Origin of the sequence: Streptomyces sp. NRRL B-3229 (assembly GCF_000719505.1) — a bacterium.
Classification (GTDB): domain Bacteria; phylum Actinomycetota; class Actinomycetes; order Streptomycetales; family Streptomycetaceae; genus Streptomyces; species Streptomyces griseorubiginosus.
The window spans coordinates 80,460-97,612 of record NZ_JOGP01000002.1; the positions used below are offsets into that span (position 1 = coordinate 80,460).

Here is a 17,153-nt window from a genome sequence, read left to right on the forward strand (position 1 = left end):
TTGTCCAGACCGCTGCCGAGAGGCTAGCTTCTTCTTGGATAGAAAGCGCTTGCTGTAACGCTCATCAGAGGAGCGTGCGCGGCGCGGACAACCGCGTACGACTCCTACGAAGGGAATGACGTGACACGCAAGACGGTGCGTATCGCCATGAACGGTGTGACGGGGCGCATGGGCTACCGCCAGCACCTGGTCCGCTCCATCCTCGCGATCCGCGAGCAGGGCGGCCTTGACCTCGGCGACGGCACGGTGCTGTGGCCCGAGCCGGTCCTGGTCGGCCGCCGCGAGCACGCCCTGAAAGCACTCGCCGAGCAGCACGGCCTGCGCCTGGACAACATCTCCACCGACGTGGACGCGGTCCTCGCCGACCCGACCGTCGACATCTACTTCGACGCCCAGGTCACCTCCGCGCGCGAGGAGTCGATCAAGAAGGCGATCGCCGCCGGCAAGCACATCTACACCGAGAAGCCCACCGCCACCGGTCTGGAGGGCGCCCTGGAGCTGGCCCGCCTCGCGAACGCGGCCGGCATCAAGCACGGCGTCGTCCAGGACAAGCTGTTCCTGCCGGGCCTGCTCAAGCTCAAGCGCCTCATCGACGGCGGCTTCTTCGGCCGGATCCTCTCCATCCGCGGCGAGTTCGGCTACTGGGTCTTCGAGGGCGACTGGCAGCAGGCCCAGCGTCCGAGCTGGAACTACCGGGCCGAGGACGGCGGCGGCATCGTCGTCGACATGTTCCCGCACTGGGAGTACGTGCTCCACGAGCTGTTCGGCCGCGTGAAGTCCGTCCAGGCCCTCACCGCCACCCACATCCCGCAGCGCTGGGACGAGGACGACAAGCCCTACGACGCCACCGCCGACGACGCCGCCTACGGCATCTTCGAGCTGGACGGCGGCGCGATCGCCCAGATCAACTCCTCCTGGGCCGTCCGCGTCAACCGCGACGAGCTCGTGGAGTTCCAGGTCGACGGCACGGAGGGCTCCGCCGTCGCGGGCTTGCGCAACTGCCGTGTCCAGCACCGCAGCGCCACCCCCAAGCCGGTCTGGAACCCCGACATCCCCGCCACCGAGGTCTTCCGCGACCAGTGGCAGGAGGTCCCGGACAACGCCGAGTTCGACAACGGCTTCAAGGCCCAGTGGGAGCTCTTCCTCAAGCATGTCTACGCCGACGCCCCCTACCAGTGGGACCTCCTCGCCGGCGCCCGCGGTGTCCAGCTCGCCGAACTGGGCCTGAAGTCCTCGGCGGAGGGCCGCCGTCTCGACGTACCGGAGATCTCGCTGTGACGATCCAACTCCCCACCGGCAACGGGGAATCCAAGGCGTACGAGCCCCGCACGGAGCCGTTCGCCGCCACCCCGGGCACCCCCCTCACCTCCCGTACGGTCTTCTCGGCGGCGCATGTCGTCGCCGACCCGTTCGCGGACGTGTCGCCGGACTCCCCGGCCGCCGTCGACTGGGACGCCACCCTCGCCTTCCGCCGCCACCTGTGGTCGCACGGGCTCGGGGTCGCCGAGGCGATGGACACCGCCCAGCGCGGGATGGGCCTGGACTGGGCAGGCGCGGCCGAGCTGATCCGCCGCAGCGCCGCCGAGGCCAAGTCGGTCGGCGGGCTCATCGCGTGCGGTGTCGGCACCGACCAGCTCACCGGCCCCGCCGGCCTCGCCGAGGTCCGGGCCGCCTACGAGGAGCAGCTCGCCCTCGTCGAGGAGTCCGGCGCCCAGGCCATCCTGATGGCCTCCCGGGCCCTCGCGGCCGCCGCCAAGGGCCCCGAGGACTACCTGGAGGTCTACGGCCACCTCCTGCGCCAGGCGTCCGAGCCGGTGATCCTGCACTGGCTGGGCCCGATGTTCGACCCGGCGCTGGAGGGCTACTGGGGCTCGTCCGACCTGGACGCGGCGACCGACATCTTCCTGGAGGTCATCGCGGCCCACTCGGACAAGGTCGACGGCATCAAGGTCTCCCTGCTGGAGGCGCAGCGCGAGATCGACATCCGCCGCCGCCTCCCGCAGGGCGTGCGCTGCTACACCGGCGACGACTTCAACTACCCCGAGCTGATCGCGGGCGACGACCAGGGCTTCTCCCACGCCCTGCTCGGCATCTTCGACCCGCTGGGCCCGCTCGCGGCCCAGGCGGTGCGGGTGCTGGACACCGGGGACGCCAAGGGCTTCCGTGAACTCCTCGACCCCACGGTCGAGTTGTCCCGGCACCTCTTCCAGGCGCCGACCCGCTTCTACAAGACGGGCGTGGTGTTCCTGGCCTGGCTGGCCGGTCACCAGTCGCACTTCACGATGGTCGGCGGCCTCCAGTCGGCCCGCTCCCTGCCGCACTTCGCGCGCGCCTACGAACTCGCCGACGGACTGGGCCTGTTCCCGGACCCGAAGCTCGCCGAGGAGCGCATGAAGAACCTGCTGTCCCTGTACGGGGTGAACCAGTGACCGACCTGTCCCGCTTCTCCATCAACCAGATGACGGTCAAGCAGCTGTCGATCCCGGAACTGGTCCAAGGCTGCCTGGAGTTGGGCATCCCGGGCGTGGGCCTGTGGCGCGAGCCCGTCCAGTCGTACGGCGTCGAGGAGACGGCCAAGCTGGTCCGTGACGCGGGCCTGACCGTCACCACGCTGTGCCGGGGCGGCTTCTTCACGGCGATCCACCCCGACGAGCGGGCCGCCGCCCTGGACGACAACCGGCGCGCGGTCGACGAGGCCGCCACCCTCGGCACCGACACCCTGGTCCTGGTCTCCGGCGGCCTCCCGGCCGGCTCCAAGGACCTGCTCGGCGCCCGTGAGCGCATCGCGGACGCCCTGGCGGTCCTCGGCCCGTACGCCGAGGAGCACGGGGTGAAGCTGGCCATCGAGCCGCTGCACCCCATGTACGCGTCCGACCGCTGCGTGGTCTCCACGCTCACCCAGGCCCTCGACCTCGCGGAGCGCTTCCCAGCCCACCAGGTCGGCGTCACGGTGGACACGTACCACATCTGGTGGGACGACAACGCGCCCGCGCAGATCGCCCGCGCAGGCGCCGGCGGCCGTATCCACACCTTCCAGCTCGCCGACTGGACGACCCCGCTGCCCGAGGGCGTCCTCAACGGCCGCGGGCAGATCGGCGACGGCTCGATCGACATGCGCGAGTGGCAGCGGTACGTCGAGGCGGCCGGTTACACGGGCGCCATCGAGGTCGAACTGTTCAACGACGCCCTGTGGGCCCGGGACGGCCGCGAGGTCCTCGCGGAGACCGCCGAGAGGTTCGTCGCCCACACCCTGTGAGGGGCGCGGGCCGGGGCCGAGAAAAAAATCCGGGATCCCGTACAACCCTTCTCCCACCTCGCCTGTCGTACTCGGTGTCAGGACACCCGGGGGGAGATCTGGGGGGATCGCGGGGTTCTGACGGGGAGGGGAAAACCCGAGAGGGCCCGGTCTGTGACCGGGCCCTTTCGAATTCCGCGCCGGAAGCGAAGCAGGCGGGAGCGAAGCAGGCGGGAGCGAAGCAGGCGGGCTAGAAGAACACCCCGCACCGCAGCAGCACGTTCGCGTACGGCCGGGCCTCGCCCGTGCGGACGATCAGGCGGGCGCCCGCCGACAGCTCCTTCAGCTTCTCGTGCGAGACCAGGACGAGGTCGGGGAACTCCGTCTGGAGCAGCGCGGCCGCCGCCGGGTTCGCCTCGCGCACCTCCTCCGCCGCCGTCGCGCCCTCCACGACCAGCTCGGCGAGCAGCCCGTCCAGGACCACGGCGAAGGACGGCACCCCGGCCCTGAAGGCCAGGTCCACCACCCGCGGCCCGTCCGGGATCGGCATCCCGGCGTCACACACCAGCACCCCGTCCCCGTGGCCCAGCTCGGCCAGCGCGCCGGAGAGATGGCGGTTCAGTATTCCGGCCCTCTTCACAACGCCTCGACCTCCCGCGCGGTCGGGAAGGAGTCCTGCGCACCCTGCCGGGTCACCGCGACCGCTCCGACCCGGGACGCGTAGGAGGCCGCGTCCGCCAGGGAGGCCCCGGCCCCCAGCCGGAAGGCCAGCGCCGCCGTGAAGGCGTCCCCGGCCCCGGTCGTGTCCACCGCGTCCACCTTCACCGACGCCACCCGGGTCACGTCCGTCGGCGAGGAGGCCACCAGCGAGCCCTCCGCGCCCAGGGTCACCACCACCGAGCGCGGTCCCTTGGCGAGCAGCAGCCCCGCCCAGTCCTCGGGCCGGTCGCTCACGCACGCCTCGCCCAGGATCACCTGCGCCTCGTGCTCGTTGACGATCAGCGGATCGCAGGCGGCCAGCACCTCCGTGGGCAACGGCCGCGGCGGCGACGGGTTCAGCACGAACCGGCTGCCCGGCGCCAGATTCCGTACGACCTCCACGACCGTCTCCAGCGGGATCTCCAGCTGGGTCGACACCACCCGGGAGGCGTGGAAGAGGCTCGTCGCCGCCCGCACGTCGCCCGGCGTGAGCCGTCCGTTGGCGCCCGGCGACACCACGATGCTGTTGTCCCCCGACGGGTCTACGGTGATCAGCGCGACCCCCGTCGGCGCCCCGCCGACCAGCACCCCCACGGTGTCGACCCCGGCCGCCCGCTGCGACTCCAGCAGCAGCCGGCCGTGCCCGTCGTCGCCGACCCGGGCCAGCAACGCCGTACGCGCCCCCAACCGGGCGGCCGCGACGGCCTGGTTGGCGCCCTTGCCGCCCGGGTGCACGGCCAGGTCCGAGCCCAGTACCGTCTCGCCGGCCCCCGGCCGCCGCTCTACGCCGATCACCAGGTCGGCGTTGGCCGACCCTACGACCAGTAGGTCGTAGTCGTACATGAAGTGACTCCCCTAGTCGGGACGCGGGGCGGGCCGTCGCTCGACCGCCCGCCGGTACGCCGTCGTCAGCCCGTGAAACCGGCCACGTTCTCCTTGGTGACCACCTTCACCGGCACCTTGATCATCTCCTGGACCTTCTTGCCGTCGATGGCCTTCAGCGCGTTGTCCACCGCGATTTTGCCCAGCAGGGAGGGCTGCTGTGCCACGGACGCGTACATCGTGCCGTCCTTGACCGCGTCCAGACCGTCCGGAGTGCCGTCGAAGCCGACCACCGAGACCGACTTTCCGGCCTTGGAGCCGAGCGCCTTGATCGCGCCGAGCGCCATCTCGTCGTTGGCGGCGATGACGCCCTGGACGTCCGGGTGCGCCTGGAGCAGGTTCGACATCACGTCGAGTCCCTTGGTGCGGTCGAAGTCGGCCGGCTGCTGGGCGACGACCTGGATGCCCGGGTAGGCCTTGAGGCCGTTGGCGAAGCCCTCCGCGCGCTCCCGGGCGGCCGACGTGCCCGCCTGGCCCTGGAGGATGACGATCTTGCCCTTGCCGCCGAGCTTCTCGCCGATGGTCTTGGCGGCGAGTTCACCGCCCGCCACGTTGTCGGAGGCCACGAGAGCGTCCACCGACGCCTGGTTGACGCCCCGGTCCACGGCGATCACCGGGATCTTCGCCTTGTCGGCGGCCTTCACGGAGTTGCTCGCCGCGTCCGAGTCCACCGGGTTGACGATGATCGCGCCCAGGCCCGAACTGGTGAAGTTCTGGAGCTGGTTGGCCTGCTGGGAGGCGTCGTTCTGGGCGTCCGTGACGGTCAGGTCCACGCCCAGCTTCTTCGCCTCGGCCTGGGCGCCCGAGCGGATCTGCACGAAGAACGGGTTGTTGAGGGTCGACAGCGACAGACCCACCTTCGGGTTCGCCGTCGAGGACGAGTCGTTGTGCAGGAAGGAGGTCGCGCCGACGATCGCCACGGTCACCACGGCCGCGAGACCGTACGTCACCGCCTGGCGCCCCTTGCCGCCCGGTCCGCCGGCACCCGCGGCCACCGGGGTCGCCCCGGCCTTGCGGCGCACGGTGTCCAGGAGCACCGCCAGCGCGATGACGACACCGATGACGACCTGCTGCCAGAACGCGGAGACGTTGAGGAGGTTGAGGCCGTTCCTGAGCACCGCGAGGATCAGCGCGCCGATCAGCGTCCCGGACGCCTTGCCGGTGCCGCCCGCGAGCGAGGCACCGCCGATGACGACCGCGGCGATCGCGTCCAGCTCGTAGCCGTCGGCGGCCTGCGGCTGCGCCGAGGAGAGCCGGGCGGCCAGCACGACACCCGCGACGGCGGCGAAGACACCGGACAGCGCGTAGATGGCGAGCTTCTGCTTCTGCACCCTGAGGCCGGAGAGACGGGCCGCCTCCTCGTTGCCGCCGATCGCGTACATGGAGCGGCCGATGTACGTCCGTCCCAGCACGAAGGCCGCGATCAGCCCCATGACGACCATGACGAGCACGGGCACCGGCAGCCAGCCGCCGAGCGTGTCACCGAGGTGCGAGACCGAGTCGGGGAACGCGATCGGGGAGCCCTCGGAGATCACCAGCGACAGACCGCGCGCCACCGACAGCATCGCCAGCGTGGCGATGAACGGCGGGAGCTTGCCGTACGCGATGAGGAAACCGTTGACGAGGCCGGCCGCGATGCCGGTGACGACGGCGAGCACCACCGCCACGAAGACCGGCACGCCGTGCGACGTGGCGCTCCAGGCGAGGACGGTGGCCGACAGGGCCGCCACCGAGCCGACCGACAGGTCGATGCCCGCCGAGACGATCACGAAGGTCACACCGAAGGCGAGGATGGCGGTCACGGCCGCCTGCACGCCGACGTTGAGGAGGTTGTCGGTGGTCAGGAAGTCGCCTGACAGCGCCGACATGGCGATGACGAGGACGATCAGCGCGGTGAGCGCGCCGTTGTCGAGCAGGAGACGGCGCAGACCACCCGCGCTCGCTCCGCTCTTGAGCGTGTCAGTGGCCACGAGGGGCCTCCTTCTCGGTCGTGTCGGTGTTCGTGCTGACGGCGAGAGCCATCACGGAGTCCTGCGTGGCCTGGTCGGCGTCGAGTTCGCCGGCGATCCGGCCCTGGGCCATCACCAGCACCCGGTCGCTCATGCCGAGCACCTCGGGCAGGTCGCTGGAGATCATGAGGACGGCGGCCCCTTGCGCCGTCAGCTCGTTGACGAGCTGGTAGATCTCGACCTTGGCGCCGACGTCGATGCCGCGCGTCGGCTCGTCGAGGATCAGCACCCTGGTGTCGGCGAGCAGCCACTTGCCGATGACGACCTTCTGCTGGTTGCCGCCGGAGAGCGTGCGCACCTGCTGGTGCAGGCCCGCCATCCGCACCCCGAGCTGCTCGGCGATCCGGGCGGCGGCCGCCCGCTGGCCCTTGAGGTCGACGAGCCCGCCGCGGGTCGCGGACCGCATGGTCACCAGGCCCAGGTTCTCCTCGACCGACTGGTCCAGGACCAGCCCCTGTCCCTTGCGGTCCTCGGGGACGAGCCCGATCCCGGCCGCCATGGCCGCGCCCACGTCGTGGCCCCTGAGGGCGGCTCCGGCGACCTGCACGGTCCCCTTGTCGTAGGGGTCCGCGCCGAACACGGCCCGCACGACCTCGGTACGGCCCGCTCCGACCAGTCCGGCGATGCCGACCACCTCGCCCGCGTGCACCTCGAAGCTGACGTCGTGGAAGACGCCGTCGCGGGTGAGGCCCTCGACCTTCAGCAGGGCAGGGCCGGTGTCGCCGCGCTCCCGCGGGTACTGCTGCTCGATCGACCGTCCCACCATCAGGCGGACCAGCTCGTCCTCGGGGGTGGTGGCGGGCACCTGCCCGACCGACTTCCCGTCCCGGATGACGGTGACGCGGTCGCCGAGGGCCGCGATCTCCTCCAGGTGATGGGTGATGAAGACGATCCCCACGCCGTCCTCGCGCAGGGTGCGCACGATCGCGAAGAGCCTGTCGACCTCCTCGGAGGTGAGCACGGCGGTCGGCTCGTCCATGATCAGGACACGCGCGTTCAGACTGAGCGCCTTGGCGATCTCGATCATCTGGAGCCGGGCGATGCCCAGTTCACGCACCCGCGCGCGGGGCGACACATTGACCCCGACGCGCTTGAGCAGCACCTCGGCGTCCGCCTCCATGGTCCTGCGGTCGATCATCCCGAGGCGGCGCGGCTGCCGGCCCAGGAAGATGTTCTCGGCGACCGTCAGGTCCGGGACGAGGTTGAACTCCTGGTAGATCGTGGCGATGCCCAGCCGCTCGGCGTCCTGCGCCCCGCGGATGTGCACCTCCTCGCCGTCCACCAGGACCCGGCCCCCGTCGGGGTGGTAGGCGCCCGAGAGCATCTTGATCAGCGTGCTCTTGCCGGCGCCGTTCTCGCCGAGCAGCACATGCACCTCGCCCCGGCGCAGGTCGAAGTCGACGCCGTCGAGCGCGACCACGCCGGGGAAGGTCTTGCGGATGCCCTCGATGCGCAGCAACTCGTCCTTGTCGCTCACGACGTGCTCCTTTGCACAGGGGTGGGGTTCTCGCCGCACGATCGGCGCACGACGAGACGGGCGGGGAGGGTGACCGACTCGGGCGGCCGCCCCTCGATGCGGTCGACGAGGGCGCGCACCGCGGCCCGTCCCAGCTCGCCCGTGGGCTGGGCGATCGCGGTGATCGGCGGATCGGTGTGCACGAACCACGGGATGTCGTCGAACGCGGCCAGGGCGAGGTCCTCGGGAACCCGCAGCCCACGCGCGCGTACGGCGTCCAGGGCGCCCAGCGCCATCAGGTTGTCGGCCGCGAAGACGACCTCGGGCGGTTCGGGCAGGTCGAGGAAGCCCTCGGTGACCCGGCGCCCGCTCTCGGCCTGGAAGTCGCCCTGCCCTATGTATGCCTCGGGGAGTTCGAGGCCGTACGCCTCGAGGGCCTCCCGGAAGGCCACCACGCGTTCCTGGCCGGTCGTGGTCGCGGCGGGCCCGGCGATGATGGCGAGCCTGCGGTGCCCCAGCGCGTGCAGATGCGCGACCAGCTCGCGCACCGCGGCCCGTCCGTCGGCCCGGACCACCGGCACGGCCACGCCCGGGATCCACCGGTCCACGAACACCATCGGCGTGCCCGCGCGCACGGCGTCCAGCATCAGCGGGGAGCCGCCGTCGGTGGGGGAGACCAGGAGCCCGTCGATACGGCGGTCGATGAGGGAGCGTACGTGGTGGTCCTGAAGGTCGGGCCGCTCGTCGGCGTTCCCGATGATCACGCTGTAGCCCAGCGCCCGGGCCTCCTCCTCGACGGAGCGGGCCAGCTCGCCGAAGTAGGGGTTGAGCACGTCGCTGATGACCAGGCCGAGGGTGTGGGTCTGGTCGGTGCGCAGGGAGCGGGCGACGGCGTTCGGGCGGTAGCCCAGCGTCTTGACGGCGGCCAGCACACGCGTGCGTGCGTCCGCGCTGACCGACGGATGGTCGTTCAGGACCCGTGACACCGTGGCGACGGAGACCCCCGCCTCGGCAGCGACGTCCTTGATGCTCGCCATCGCCGCTCCACCTCCTTGTGGAATCGATTACACGACCTCGTGTACGAGGATTGGAATCGATTACACAGAAGTTGGCAAGCCCCTGAGACGGGATCGTGATGTTCGGTCACGGTGGGCTCCCGCCGCGCAGCCTCCGGTGACCGCTGCTGTTCAGCTCCGGCTGAGATCCGCGAGCGCTCGGCCGGCGGCGGTCGTCTGGTGCGGTGAGCCCCAGATCCGGGCGACCCGCTCGGCCAGCGCGTAGGCCTCGGCCGCGAGCCCCCGCTCCCCGGCCAGCCGGTACAGATCCCCGAGGGCGTGCGCGAGGGGCCGGGTGGCGTAGGCCCCGCCCGCGACGCCGGCGAACTGCTCCTTCAGCGGCAGCAGCGCCCCGATCAGCGACTCCGCCGTGTCCCGGTCGTCCAGCAGCACCGCGAGCTCGGCCCGGTAGTCCAGCTCCATGCCGTACAGGTGGTCGGTCACCGGCCGGGCGGGGAACGGCACGGCCGCCGCCTCGTCCAGGCGCCCCAGCCGGGCCAGGACGAGGGCGTGCGCCACCGCGACCGGGGTGCCGACCGACGCGTACACCTCGCGGACCGCCGGTTCCAGCTCGGCCTCCCGGCGCTGGGCGAGCCGGATGGTCCACAGGCCGAGCGTCCGCGGGGCGGTGGCGTGGTGCGCCCCGACCCGCTGGAACAGCCCGTCCGCCTCGGTGTAGCGGGCCTCCGCCTCCGCGAAGCGTCCCGCGACCGCCGCCAGCATGGCCGACGTGGCGGTGTTGATGCCCCGCGCCCACCGCATCCGGTAGCGGTGCGCCAGCTCCAGGCCGGCGGCGGTGTGCAGGCGCACCGCCTCCGGATCGTTGCGGGCGGCGCCGCTCAGGGCGTCGAGGTGCTCGCACACCCAGCGGTGCGCGGGCAGGTCGTGGTCCCGGGCGAGGACGCGCAGTTCGTCGACGAGCGGGGTGCGGACGGCGCCCTGCGTCTCGTGCGGCAGCAGTCCGGCCGACGTCATCAACGCCGAGGCCAGCAGCCGCGGTTCGCCGTCGGAACGCGCCAGCTCCAACTGGGTGCGGGCCGCGTCCCGGGCCCGCCGGGCGTCCTCGCCCGCCACCGCCTCCGCCAGCACCTGGAGCACACGCGCGCGGGTCGGACCGTCCAGCGCCCGGTCCTCGGCGAGCCGCTCCAAGTGGGCCAGCGAGGTCCGGTCCAGGAAGCCCTCCAGGCGGCTGCGCCAGGGCGAGGGCTCGGTCCAGGCGCCGTAGACGGTTGCGGCCAGGTCGTCCCGGCCGGCCCGTACGGCCAGGTCCACCGCCTGCCGCCGGGTGAGCCGGGCGGCTCCCGTGGCACCGGCCCGCACCTGCGCGCCCAGCAGCCGCACCAGCAGCGCGACCGTGCCGTCGGGACGGTCCTCGGGGCCGGCGGTCACCGCGGTGTGCGCCTCCAGCGCCTGCCGGACGAGCCCTACGGCCACGTCGTGGGCGTACCGCCGCTCGGCGAGCTCCGCCGCCCGCAGCGCGTAGTCGACGGCCAGCGGGGCGTTGGCCGTCCGGCCCGAGCGGGCGAAATGGTGGGCCAGGCCCGCCAGGTCGTCGGGGCGGTGCGTACGCAGCCGCTGCGCGATGCGGTCGTGCAGCCGGGCCCGGCGGATCCCCGACAGGTCGGTGTAGACGGTGTCGCGGACCAGCGCGTGCACGAAACGGACCCGACCCGGCGCCGGGTCGGTCAGCAGATCCGCGGCCACGGCGGCGTCCAGACCGGCCAGCACGGCCTCCTCGTCCGCCTCGGCCGCGTCCACCAGCAGCGCCACGTCGGACTCGGGGCCGGCGACCGCCGCGAGCTGTACGGCGGCACGCGCGTCGTCGGACAGCAGGGCGAGGCGCCGGCGCAGCACGTCCCGGACACCCTGGGGGACCTCGGACACGGCCACCAGGGCGCCCTCGTCGGCCAGCAGCCGTGCGCTCTCCCGGACGTAGAAGGGGTTGCCGCCGGTGCGTGCGGCGAGCGTCGCCACCGTGGCCTCGTCGACGGGGCCGCCGCAGACCGCGTCGACCACGGTGGCCACGTCCCGCGGCGACAGACCGGCCAGGGCGATGCGGTGCGGCAGCCGGGGAGCGAGGTGGGCGAGTGTCTTGGCCAGCGGTTCGCCGACCTCGGCGGGGCGGTAGCAGGCGACGGTCAGCAAGGGCACCCCGGTGACCGCGGCCGCGGCCTCCAGCAGGGCGAGGGTCTGCCCGTCGGCCCGGTGCAGATCCTCCAGCAGCACGGCGACGGGCCCGCTCCCGGCCGCCTCGCGCAACCACCCGGCGAAGGCCCGATGCAACCGGAACCGCCCGGCGGTCGCCTCGTCCCGGGTCGTGGCGCCCCGGCCGTCGGGGTCGCGCAGCAGGGCTGCCACGGTTGCGTCGTCGGGGGGTGCGGCGGGGGTGCCGTCGAATTCGTGCGGCAGCGAGGTCATCCGTGCCTCGTCCCGGGTCGTGGCGGCCCGGCCCTCGGGATCGCCCGGCGTTGCTGCGATCGCCTCGTTCCGGCGTGTGGCGGAGGTGCTGTGGGGACCGCCCAGCAGCGCTGCCACCGTGGTCTCGTCCCGGGTCGTGGCCGTGGTGCCGTCCGGGTCGTGCAGCAGTGCCGCCACCTCGGCGGGCCGTGCCGGGGGCGCCAGTCGGGCGAGGGTCCCCAGTGCCTCCGCCCAGGCCCAGGCCGGCGGCGCCCCCTCGTGCTCCGGGCACCGGCCGACGACCACCGTCCACCCTTCCTCCCGCAACCGCCCGGCGAACCGACCGAGCAGAGCGGACTTGCCGGCCCCGGCCTCCCCGGTGACCAGCACGAGCCCTCCGCCCCGCCGGGCGGCCCGGGCGGCGGAGTCCAGCGCACGGAGCTCGTCGGCACGGCCCACGAAGAGGTCCTGGCCGACGGGCCGATGCGATGCTCCTGGGGCCAACTCGGCCGACACAGCGCCAGGTTCGGACACGGCAGGGGTCGACTCACCCGCACGCCAGACCCGTTCCGCTCCGGCAGGCCCCCGCTCAGGCACTGCCGCCCGCAACACCTCCACCCGCTGGGTCAGGATCGCCCGCTCCAACTCGGCCAGCGCCGGGGACAGATCGCAGCCGAGCTCGTCGCGGAGGGTCCGGCGGGCCCGGCGCAGCGCCGTGAGCGCGTCGCTGCGGCGGTCGGCGGCCCAGTGGGCCAGAGCCAGGAGTCGCCAGCCCTCCTCCCGCAGCGGCCGTTCCCGCACCATGGCCTCGGCGGCCGGCGCGACCTCGGCGACGTGCCCGGTGAACAGCCCGGCGGCGACGGCCAGTTCCCGGGCCTCGGCGCGCAACGAGCCCAGCCGGGCCACCTCGGGCACCGCCCAGGCCTCGTCCGCGTGCTCCTGGAACGCGGGCCCCTGCCACCACCCCAGCGCCTCCGTCAGCGACTCCCTGACCTGCGCCGCCGGTGCGCGCCGGGCACGCTCGACCCGGGCCCCGAACCGCCAGGCGTCCACCGCGTCCCCGGGCAGCCGCAGGGCGTACCCCGGAGGCGCGGAGACCAGGACCGCGGCGGGGGCCCGCGGCGGCCGCTCCGGTTCGAGCAGCCGCCGTAGGTTCGAGACATACGTCTGGAGGGACACGGTCGCCCGGGCCGGAGGCCTCCCGCGCCACAGCTGGTCCGCCATCCGGTCCACGGAGACCACCGCGCCCCGAGCCGCGACCAGCAACGCGAGAACGGCACGCTGTCGCGGGGTGCCCAGTTCCACCGGTGCACCCGCGACCTCGGCGCCCAACGGCCCCAGCACTCTGATACGCAACACGCCGCCGGAATCTATCCGAGCGGTGCGCGCATCCCCTCAACGAGCGGTAAACGCACTGGTCAACGCGGTCCAAGGGCCGTCGCCAAGCGCACGCCAAGTCATCGCCAAGCGGACACCGGCAGCGTGAGCGCCCGTCGTCCGTCCACCCGAACATCGAAGGACACCGCGTGCCCCGCAGCAGTACCTCGTCCGGTCTCCCCACCGCCGGCCGCCCCTGCACACACGAAATGGTCGTCGTCCACCGCGTCTTCCGCCGGGAGTCGGCACTGCTGCCCCGTCTCGTCCGGGCCGTACCCGACGGAGCCTCGGCGCGGTCCGCGCAGATCTCGGCGCACCTCACCGACTACGTCGCGGGGCTGCACCACCACCACGCCCTGGAGGACGAGTTGATATGGCCGCTGCTGCGGGCCCGGGCCGGTGACGCCGAGGAGCTGGTCGCCCGCATGGAGGAGCAGCACGGCCGTATCGACAGCACCCTGGAAGCCGTGGCGCAGTGGGCGCCCCAGTGGCAGGGCTCGGCCGACAGCGTGGCCGGTCAGGAACTCGCCCTGGCCCTCGAAGAGCACCGCCTCGCCCTCCTCGACCACCTCGACGACGAGGAACGCCTGGTCCTTCCGCTGGTCGCCGAGCACCTGACGGTCGACGAGTGGGACCTGGTCGGTCGCCGCGGGCTGGAGAACCTCCCCAAGGACAAGGTCATGATCGCCATCGGTGCGATCCTGGAGGACGCCACCGAGGACGAGCGGGCCTACTTCCTCGGCAAGGCCCCGCTGCTCGGACGGCTGGCCTGGAAGCTGGTGGGACGGCGGCAGTACGCCACGGCCTGCCGTGCCCTGCGGGCCCCGCTGGCGGGGGAGGCGGGCCGATGACCCTGCTCGACTCGGCGCCGACGGCCGTCCTCGACGCCTACCGGACCTGCGAGTTCGTGACGCTGGGCCGGGACGGGACACCACTGGCCTGGCCCACGGCGGTACTCCGCCGCGAGGACGGCACGCTGGTGCTGACCACGTCCCTCGCCTTCGCGCAGAAGGCGCTGAACATCCGCCGGGACGGCCGGGTCGCCCTGCTCTTCTCCGACCCCACCGGCAGCGGCCTCACCGAGGCCCGTCAGCTCTTCGTCGGCGGCCGGGCCGAGTGCCCCGACGACATCAGGACCGGCCCGCAGGACCTGGAGGACTACTGGCGGACCCTGTTCGTACGCCAGCCGCACAGCCGCGCGTATCTCGCCCGGCCCATGCGGCGGTTGATGGACTGGTACTACCTGCGGCTCGTCATCACCGTCACCCCCGAGCAGCTGATCGTGCGGTCCGCCGTACAACCCCCGCTCGCCGAGGCACCCGTCCCGTCCGTGCCGCTGCTCGGAGCCGCCCAGTTGGCCCCTTACGACACCGCCGTCCTGGCCGGCCGCGACGCCTCGGGCGCCCCTGTCCTGGCCCGGACCCGTCCGGTGCCGACGGCCGGTGGCTTCGTGGTGCGGCCGCCCGACGACTGCGCCGTGACCGCGGGCCCCGCCTCGCTGCTGGTGCACCGGCACGACGAGCGGCTCAACGCCCTGCGCAACGCGGTGGTCCGTGGGCACCTGGCCCGGACGGCCGACGGCTGGCTGCTGGCCCCCGAGAAGGTCCTGGAACCCATGGGTTCGGGACGCCCCACGGACGCGATCCGGGTCCTGCGCAGCACCCAGCGCGCCACCGACCGGTACCTGCAACGCCGGGGCCTGACCCGGCCCCCGGTGCAGTGGGACCGCTTCCGCGCGGTGGCCGCACGTACCTGACCGGGCTCCCGGCTGTCGTACCCCGCCTGTAGCGTCGGATCATGTCCAACCTGTCGGTCGTCGAAGGGGTCCTCGAGCGGATCACGTACGCCAACGAGGAGAACGGCTACACCGTCGCCCGGGTCGACACCGGCCGGGGCGGCGGTGACCTGCTCACCGTCGTCGGCGCGCTGCTCGGCGCCCAGGTCGGGGAGTCGCTGCGGATGGAGGGCCGTTGGGGCTCCCACCCGCAGTACGGCAAGCAGTTCACCGTCGAGAACTACACGACCGTGCTGCCGGCCACCGTCCAGGGCATCCGCCGCTACCTCGGCTCGGGACTGGTCAAGGGCATCGGCCCGGTCTTCGCCGACCGCATCACCCAGCACTTCGGCATGGACACCCTGAAGATCATCGAGGAGGAGCCGAAGCGGCTGATCGAGGTCCCGGGGCTCGGCCCCAAGCGCACCAGGAAGATCGCCGACGCCTGGGAGGAGCAGAAGGCGATCAAGGAGGTCATGCTCTTCCTCCAGACCGTCGAGGTGTCCACGTCGATCGCCGTGCGCATCTACAAGAAGTACGGCGACGCCTCGATCTCCGTCGTGAAGAACCAGCCCTACCGGCTCGCCGCCGACGTCTGGGGCATCGGCTTCCTCACCGCCGACAAGATCGCCCAGTCCGTCGGGATCCCGCACGACAGCCCGGAGCGCGTCAAGGCGGGCCTCCAGTACGCCCTTTCGCAGTCCGCCGACCAGGGGCACTGCTATCTCCCCGAGGAACAGCTGATCGCCGACGCCGTGAAGCTGCTCCAGGTCGACACCGGTCTGGTCATCGAGTGCCTGGCAGAACTCGCCGAGCCGGACGAGGAGTCGGGCGAGCCCGGGGTCGTACGCGAGAAGGTCCCCGGCTCCGACGGCCATGAGGTCACCGCCGTGTACCTGGTCCCCTTCCATCGCGCCGAACTCTCCCTCTCCGCCCAGCTGTTGCGCCTCCTGCGCACCGAGCAGGACCGCATGCCGTCCTTCCACGAGGTGGACTGGGACAAGGCGCTGGGCTGGCTGAAGGGCCGTACCGGCGTGGAGCTGGCACCCGAGCAGGAGGCCGCGGTGAAGCTGGCGCTCACCAAGAAGGTGGCCGTTCTCACCGGCGGCCCCGGCTGCGGCAAGTCCTTCACCGTGCGCTCGATCGTGGAGCTGGCCCGCGCCAAGAAGGCGAAGATCGTCCTCGCCGCACCGACCGGCCGTGCCGCCAAGCGCCTCGCCGAACTCACCGGCGCGGAGGCCTCCACCGTCCACCGCCTCCTGGAGCTGAAGCCCGGCGGCGACGCGGCCTACGACAAGGACCGCCCGCTCGACGCCGACCTGGTGGTCGTCGACGAGGCGTCCATGCTGGACCTGCTGCTCGCCAACAAGCTGGTCAAGGCGGTGGCACCGGGCGCCCACCTGCTGTTCGTCGGGGACGTCGACCAGCTGCCCAGCGTGGGCGCAGGGGAGGTGCTCAGGGACCTGCTCGCCGAGGGCGGCCCGGTCCCCGCGGTGCGCCTCACACGCGTGTTCCGCCAGGCCCAGCAGTCAGGGGTCGTCACCAACGCGCACCGGATCAACGCCGGACAGCACCCCGTCACGGACGGCATGAAGGACTTCTTCCTCTTCGTCGAGGACGACACCGAGGAGGTCGGCCGACTCACCGTGGACGTGGCGGCCCGTCGGATTCCGGCCAAATTCGGTCTCGACCCGCGCCGGGACATCCAGGTGCTCGCCCCCATGCACCGCGGCCCCGCGGGCGCCGGCACCCTCAACGGCCTGCTCCAGCAGGCCATCACCCCCGGCCGCCCCGACCTCGCCGAGAAGCGGTTCGGCGGCCGGGTCTTCCGGGTCGGCGACAAGGTCACCCAGATTCGCAACAATTACGAGAAGGGCACCAACGGTGTCTTCAACGGCACCGTGGGCGTGGTCACCTCGCTCGACCCGGTCGACCAGCGCCTCACCGTCCTGACGGACGAGGACGAGGAGGTGCCGTACGAGTTCGACGAGCTGGACGAACTGGCCCACGCCTACGCGGTGACCATCCACCGGTCCCAGGGCAGCGAGTATCCGGCGGTGGTGATCCCGGTCACCACCAGCGCCTGGATGATGCTCCAGCGCAATCTGCTGTACACGGCGGTCACGCGGGCGAAGAAACTGGTCGTCCTCGTCGGCTCCCGCAAGGCGATCGGCCAGGCGGTCCGCACGGTCTCGGCGGGGCGCCGCTGCACCGCGCTCGACTTCCGGCTCTCGGGTCCCACGACGAGGGTTGACGAAGCCCGCTGAAG

Annotated in this window: 12 protein-coding genes; 6 read left to right on the plus strand and 6 right to left on the minus strand. The window is 72.5% G+C overall.

Annotated elements, in window-relative coordinates; all coding sequences use genetic code 11:
* Nucleotides 1–120: 120 nt before the first annotated feature.
* The 3 genes from IF54_RS0103350 to IF54_RS0103360 are packed head-to-tail and all read left to right on the plus strand — an operon-like array spanning nt 121 to nt 3,256.
* Complete coding sequence (locus IF54_RS0103350; protein WP_030314290.1) at nt 121–1,278, plus strand: Gfo/Idh/MocA family protein; 1,158 nt, start codon at nt 121–123, stop codon at nt 1,276–1,278.
* A complete protein-coding gene (locus IF54_RS0103355; RefSeq protein WP_030314292.1) occupies nt 1,275–2,429 on the plus strand; it encodes a dihydrodipicolinate synthase family protein in 1,155 nt (384 codons plus the stop codon). Before IF54_RS0103350 ends, IF54_RS0103355 begins: the two co-directional genes overlap by 4 nt.
* Nucleotides 2,426–3,256, plus strand: a complete 831-nt coding sequence (locus IF54_RS0103360) for a sugar phosphate isomerase/epimerase family protein (RefSeq protein ID WP_030314293.1) — start codon at nt 2,426–2,428, stop codon at nt 3,254–3,256. Before IF54_RS0103355 ends, IF54_RS0103360 begins: the two co-directional genes overlap by 4 nt.
* Nucleotides 3,257–3,485: 229 nt before the next feature.
* On the opposite strand, the gene rbsD is transcribed toward IF54_RS0103360, so the two are convergent.
* The 6 genes from rbsD to IF54_RS0103390 form a co-directional block, all read right to left on the minus strand.
* Nucleotides 3,486–3,875: a D-ribose pyranase gene (gene rbsD / locus IF54_RS0103365; RefSeq protein WP_020140853.1), complete on the minus strand. Its 390-nt coding sequence runs from the start codon at nt 3,873–3,875 to the stop codon at nt 3,486–3,488.
* Nucleotides 3,872–4,777, minus strand: coding sequence for a ribokinase (locus IF54_RS0103370; RefSeq protein ID WP_030314295.1), 906 nt, complete (start codon nt 4,775–4,777; stop codon nt 3,872–3,874). Before IF54_RS0103370 ends, rbsD begins: the two co-directional genes overlap by 4 nt.
* A gap of 65 nt (nt 4,778–4,842) precedes the next feature.
* Entirely contained in the window at nt 4,843–6,786 is a 1,944-nt protein-coding gene (locus IF54_RS0103375; RefSeq protein ID WP_030314297.1) for a substrate-binding domain-containing protein, read from the minus strand.
* Nucleotides 6,776–8,302: a sugar ABC transporter ATP-binding protein gene (locus IF54_RS0103380; RefSeq protein ID WP_030314299.1), complete on the minus strand. Its 1,527-nt coding sequence runs from the start codon at nt 8,300–8,302 to the stop codon at nt 6,776–6,778. Before IF54_RS0103380 ends, IF54_RS0103375 begins: the two co-directional genes overlap by 11 nt.
* Nucleotides 8,299–9,318, minus strand: a complete 1,020-nt coding sequence (locus IF54_RS0103385; protein WP_030314301.1) for a LacI family DNA-binding transcriptional regulator — start codon at nt 9,316–9,318, stop codon at nt 8,299–8,301. Before IF54_RS0103385 ends, IF54_RS0103380 begins: the two co-directional genes overlap by 4 nt.
* 150 nt (nt 9,319–9,468) lie before the next feature.
* On the minus strand, nt 9,469–13,092 hold the full coding sequence (locus tag IF54_RS0103390; protein ID WP_030314302.1) for a BTAD domain-containing putative transcriptional regulator: 3,624 nt from the start codon (nt 13,090–13,092) through the stop codon (nt 9,469–9,471).
* Between the two features lie 167 nt (nt 13,093–13,259).
* Between IF54_RS0103390 and IF54_RS0103395 the strand changes: the two genes are divergently transcribed.
* Genes IF54_RS0103395 through IF54_RS0103405 form a run of 3 tightly spaced genes read left to right on the plus strand, consistent with a single transcriptional unit; the run spans nt 13,260 to nt 17,151 of the window.
* Nucleotides 13,260–13,961: a hemerythrin domain-containing protein gene (locus IF54_RS0103395; protein ID WP_107047782.1), complete on the plus strand. Its 702-nt coding sequence runs from the start codon at nt 13,260–13,262 to the stop codon at nt 13,959–13,961.
* Nucleotides 13,958–14,866 carry a pyridoxamine 5'-phosphate oxidase family protein gene (locus IF54_RS0103400; RefSeq protein ID WP_030314306.1) on the plus strand — a complete coding sequence of 303 codons (909 nt, stop codon included), beginning with the start codon at nt 13,958–13,960 and terminating at the stop codon, nt 14,864–14,866. Before IF54_RS0103395 ends, IF54_RS0103400 begins: the two co-directional genes overlap by 4 nt.
* A 41-nt stretch (nt 14,867–14,907) precedes the next feature.
* Complete coding sequence (locus tag IF54_RS0103405; RefSeq protein ID WP_030314308.1) at nt 14,908–17,151, plus strand: ATP-dependent RecD-like DNA helicase; 2,244 nt, start codon at nt 14,908–14,910, stop codon at nt 17,149–17,151.
* Nucleotides 17,152–17,153 lie beyond the last annotated feature (2 nt).

Bases quoted from the DNA above. Each gene is read 5' to 3' on its own strand.
- IF54_RS0103370 (WP_030314295.1), bottom strand. From the start codon at position 4,777: ATGTACGACTACGACCTACTGGTCGTAGGGTCGGCCAACGCCGACCTG.
- IF54_RS0103385 (WP_030314301.1), bottom strand. From the start codon at position 9,318: ATGGCGAGCATCAAGGACGTCGCTGCCGAGGCGGGGGTCTCCGTCGCC.
- IF54_RS0103400 (WP_030314306.1), top strand. From the start codon at position 13,958: ATGACCCTGCTCGACTCGGCGCCGACGGCCGTCCTCGACGCCTACCGG.
- IF54_RS0103405 (WP_030314308.1), top strand. From the start codon at position 14,908: ATGTCCAACCTGTCGGTCGTCGAAGGGGTCCTCGAGCGGATCACGTAC.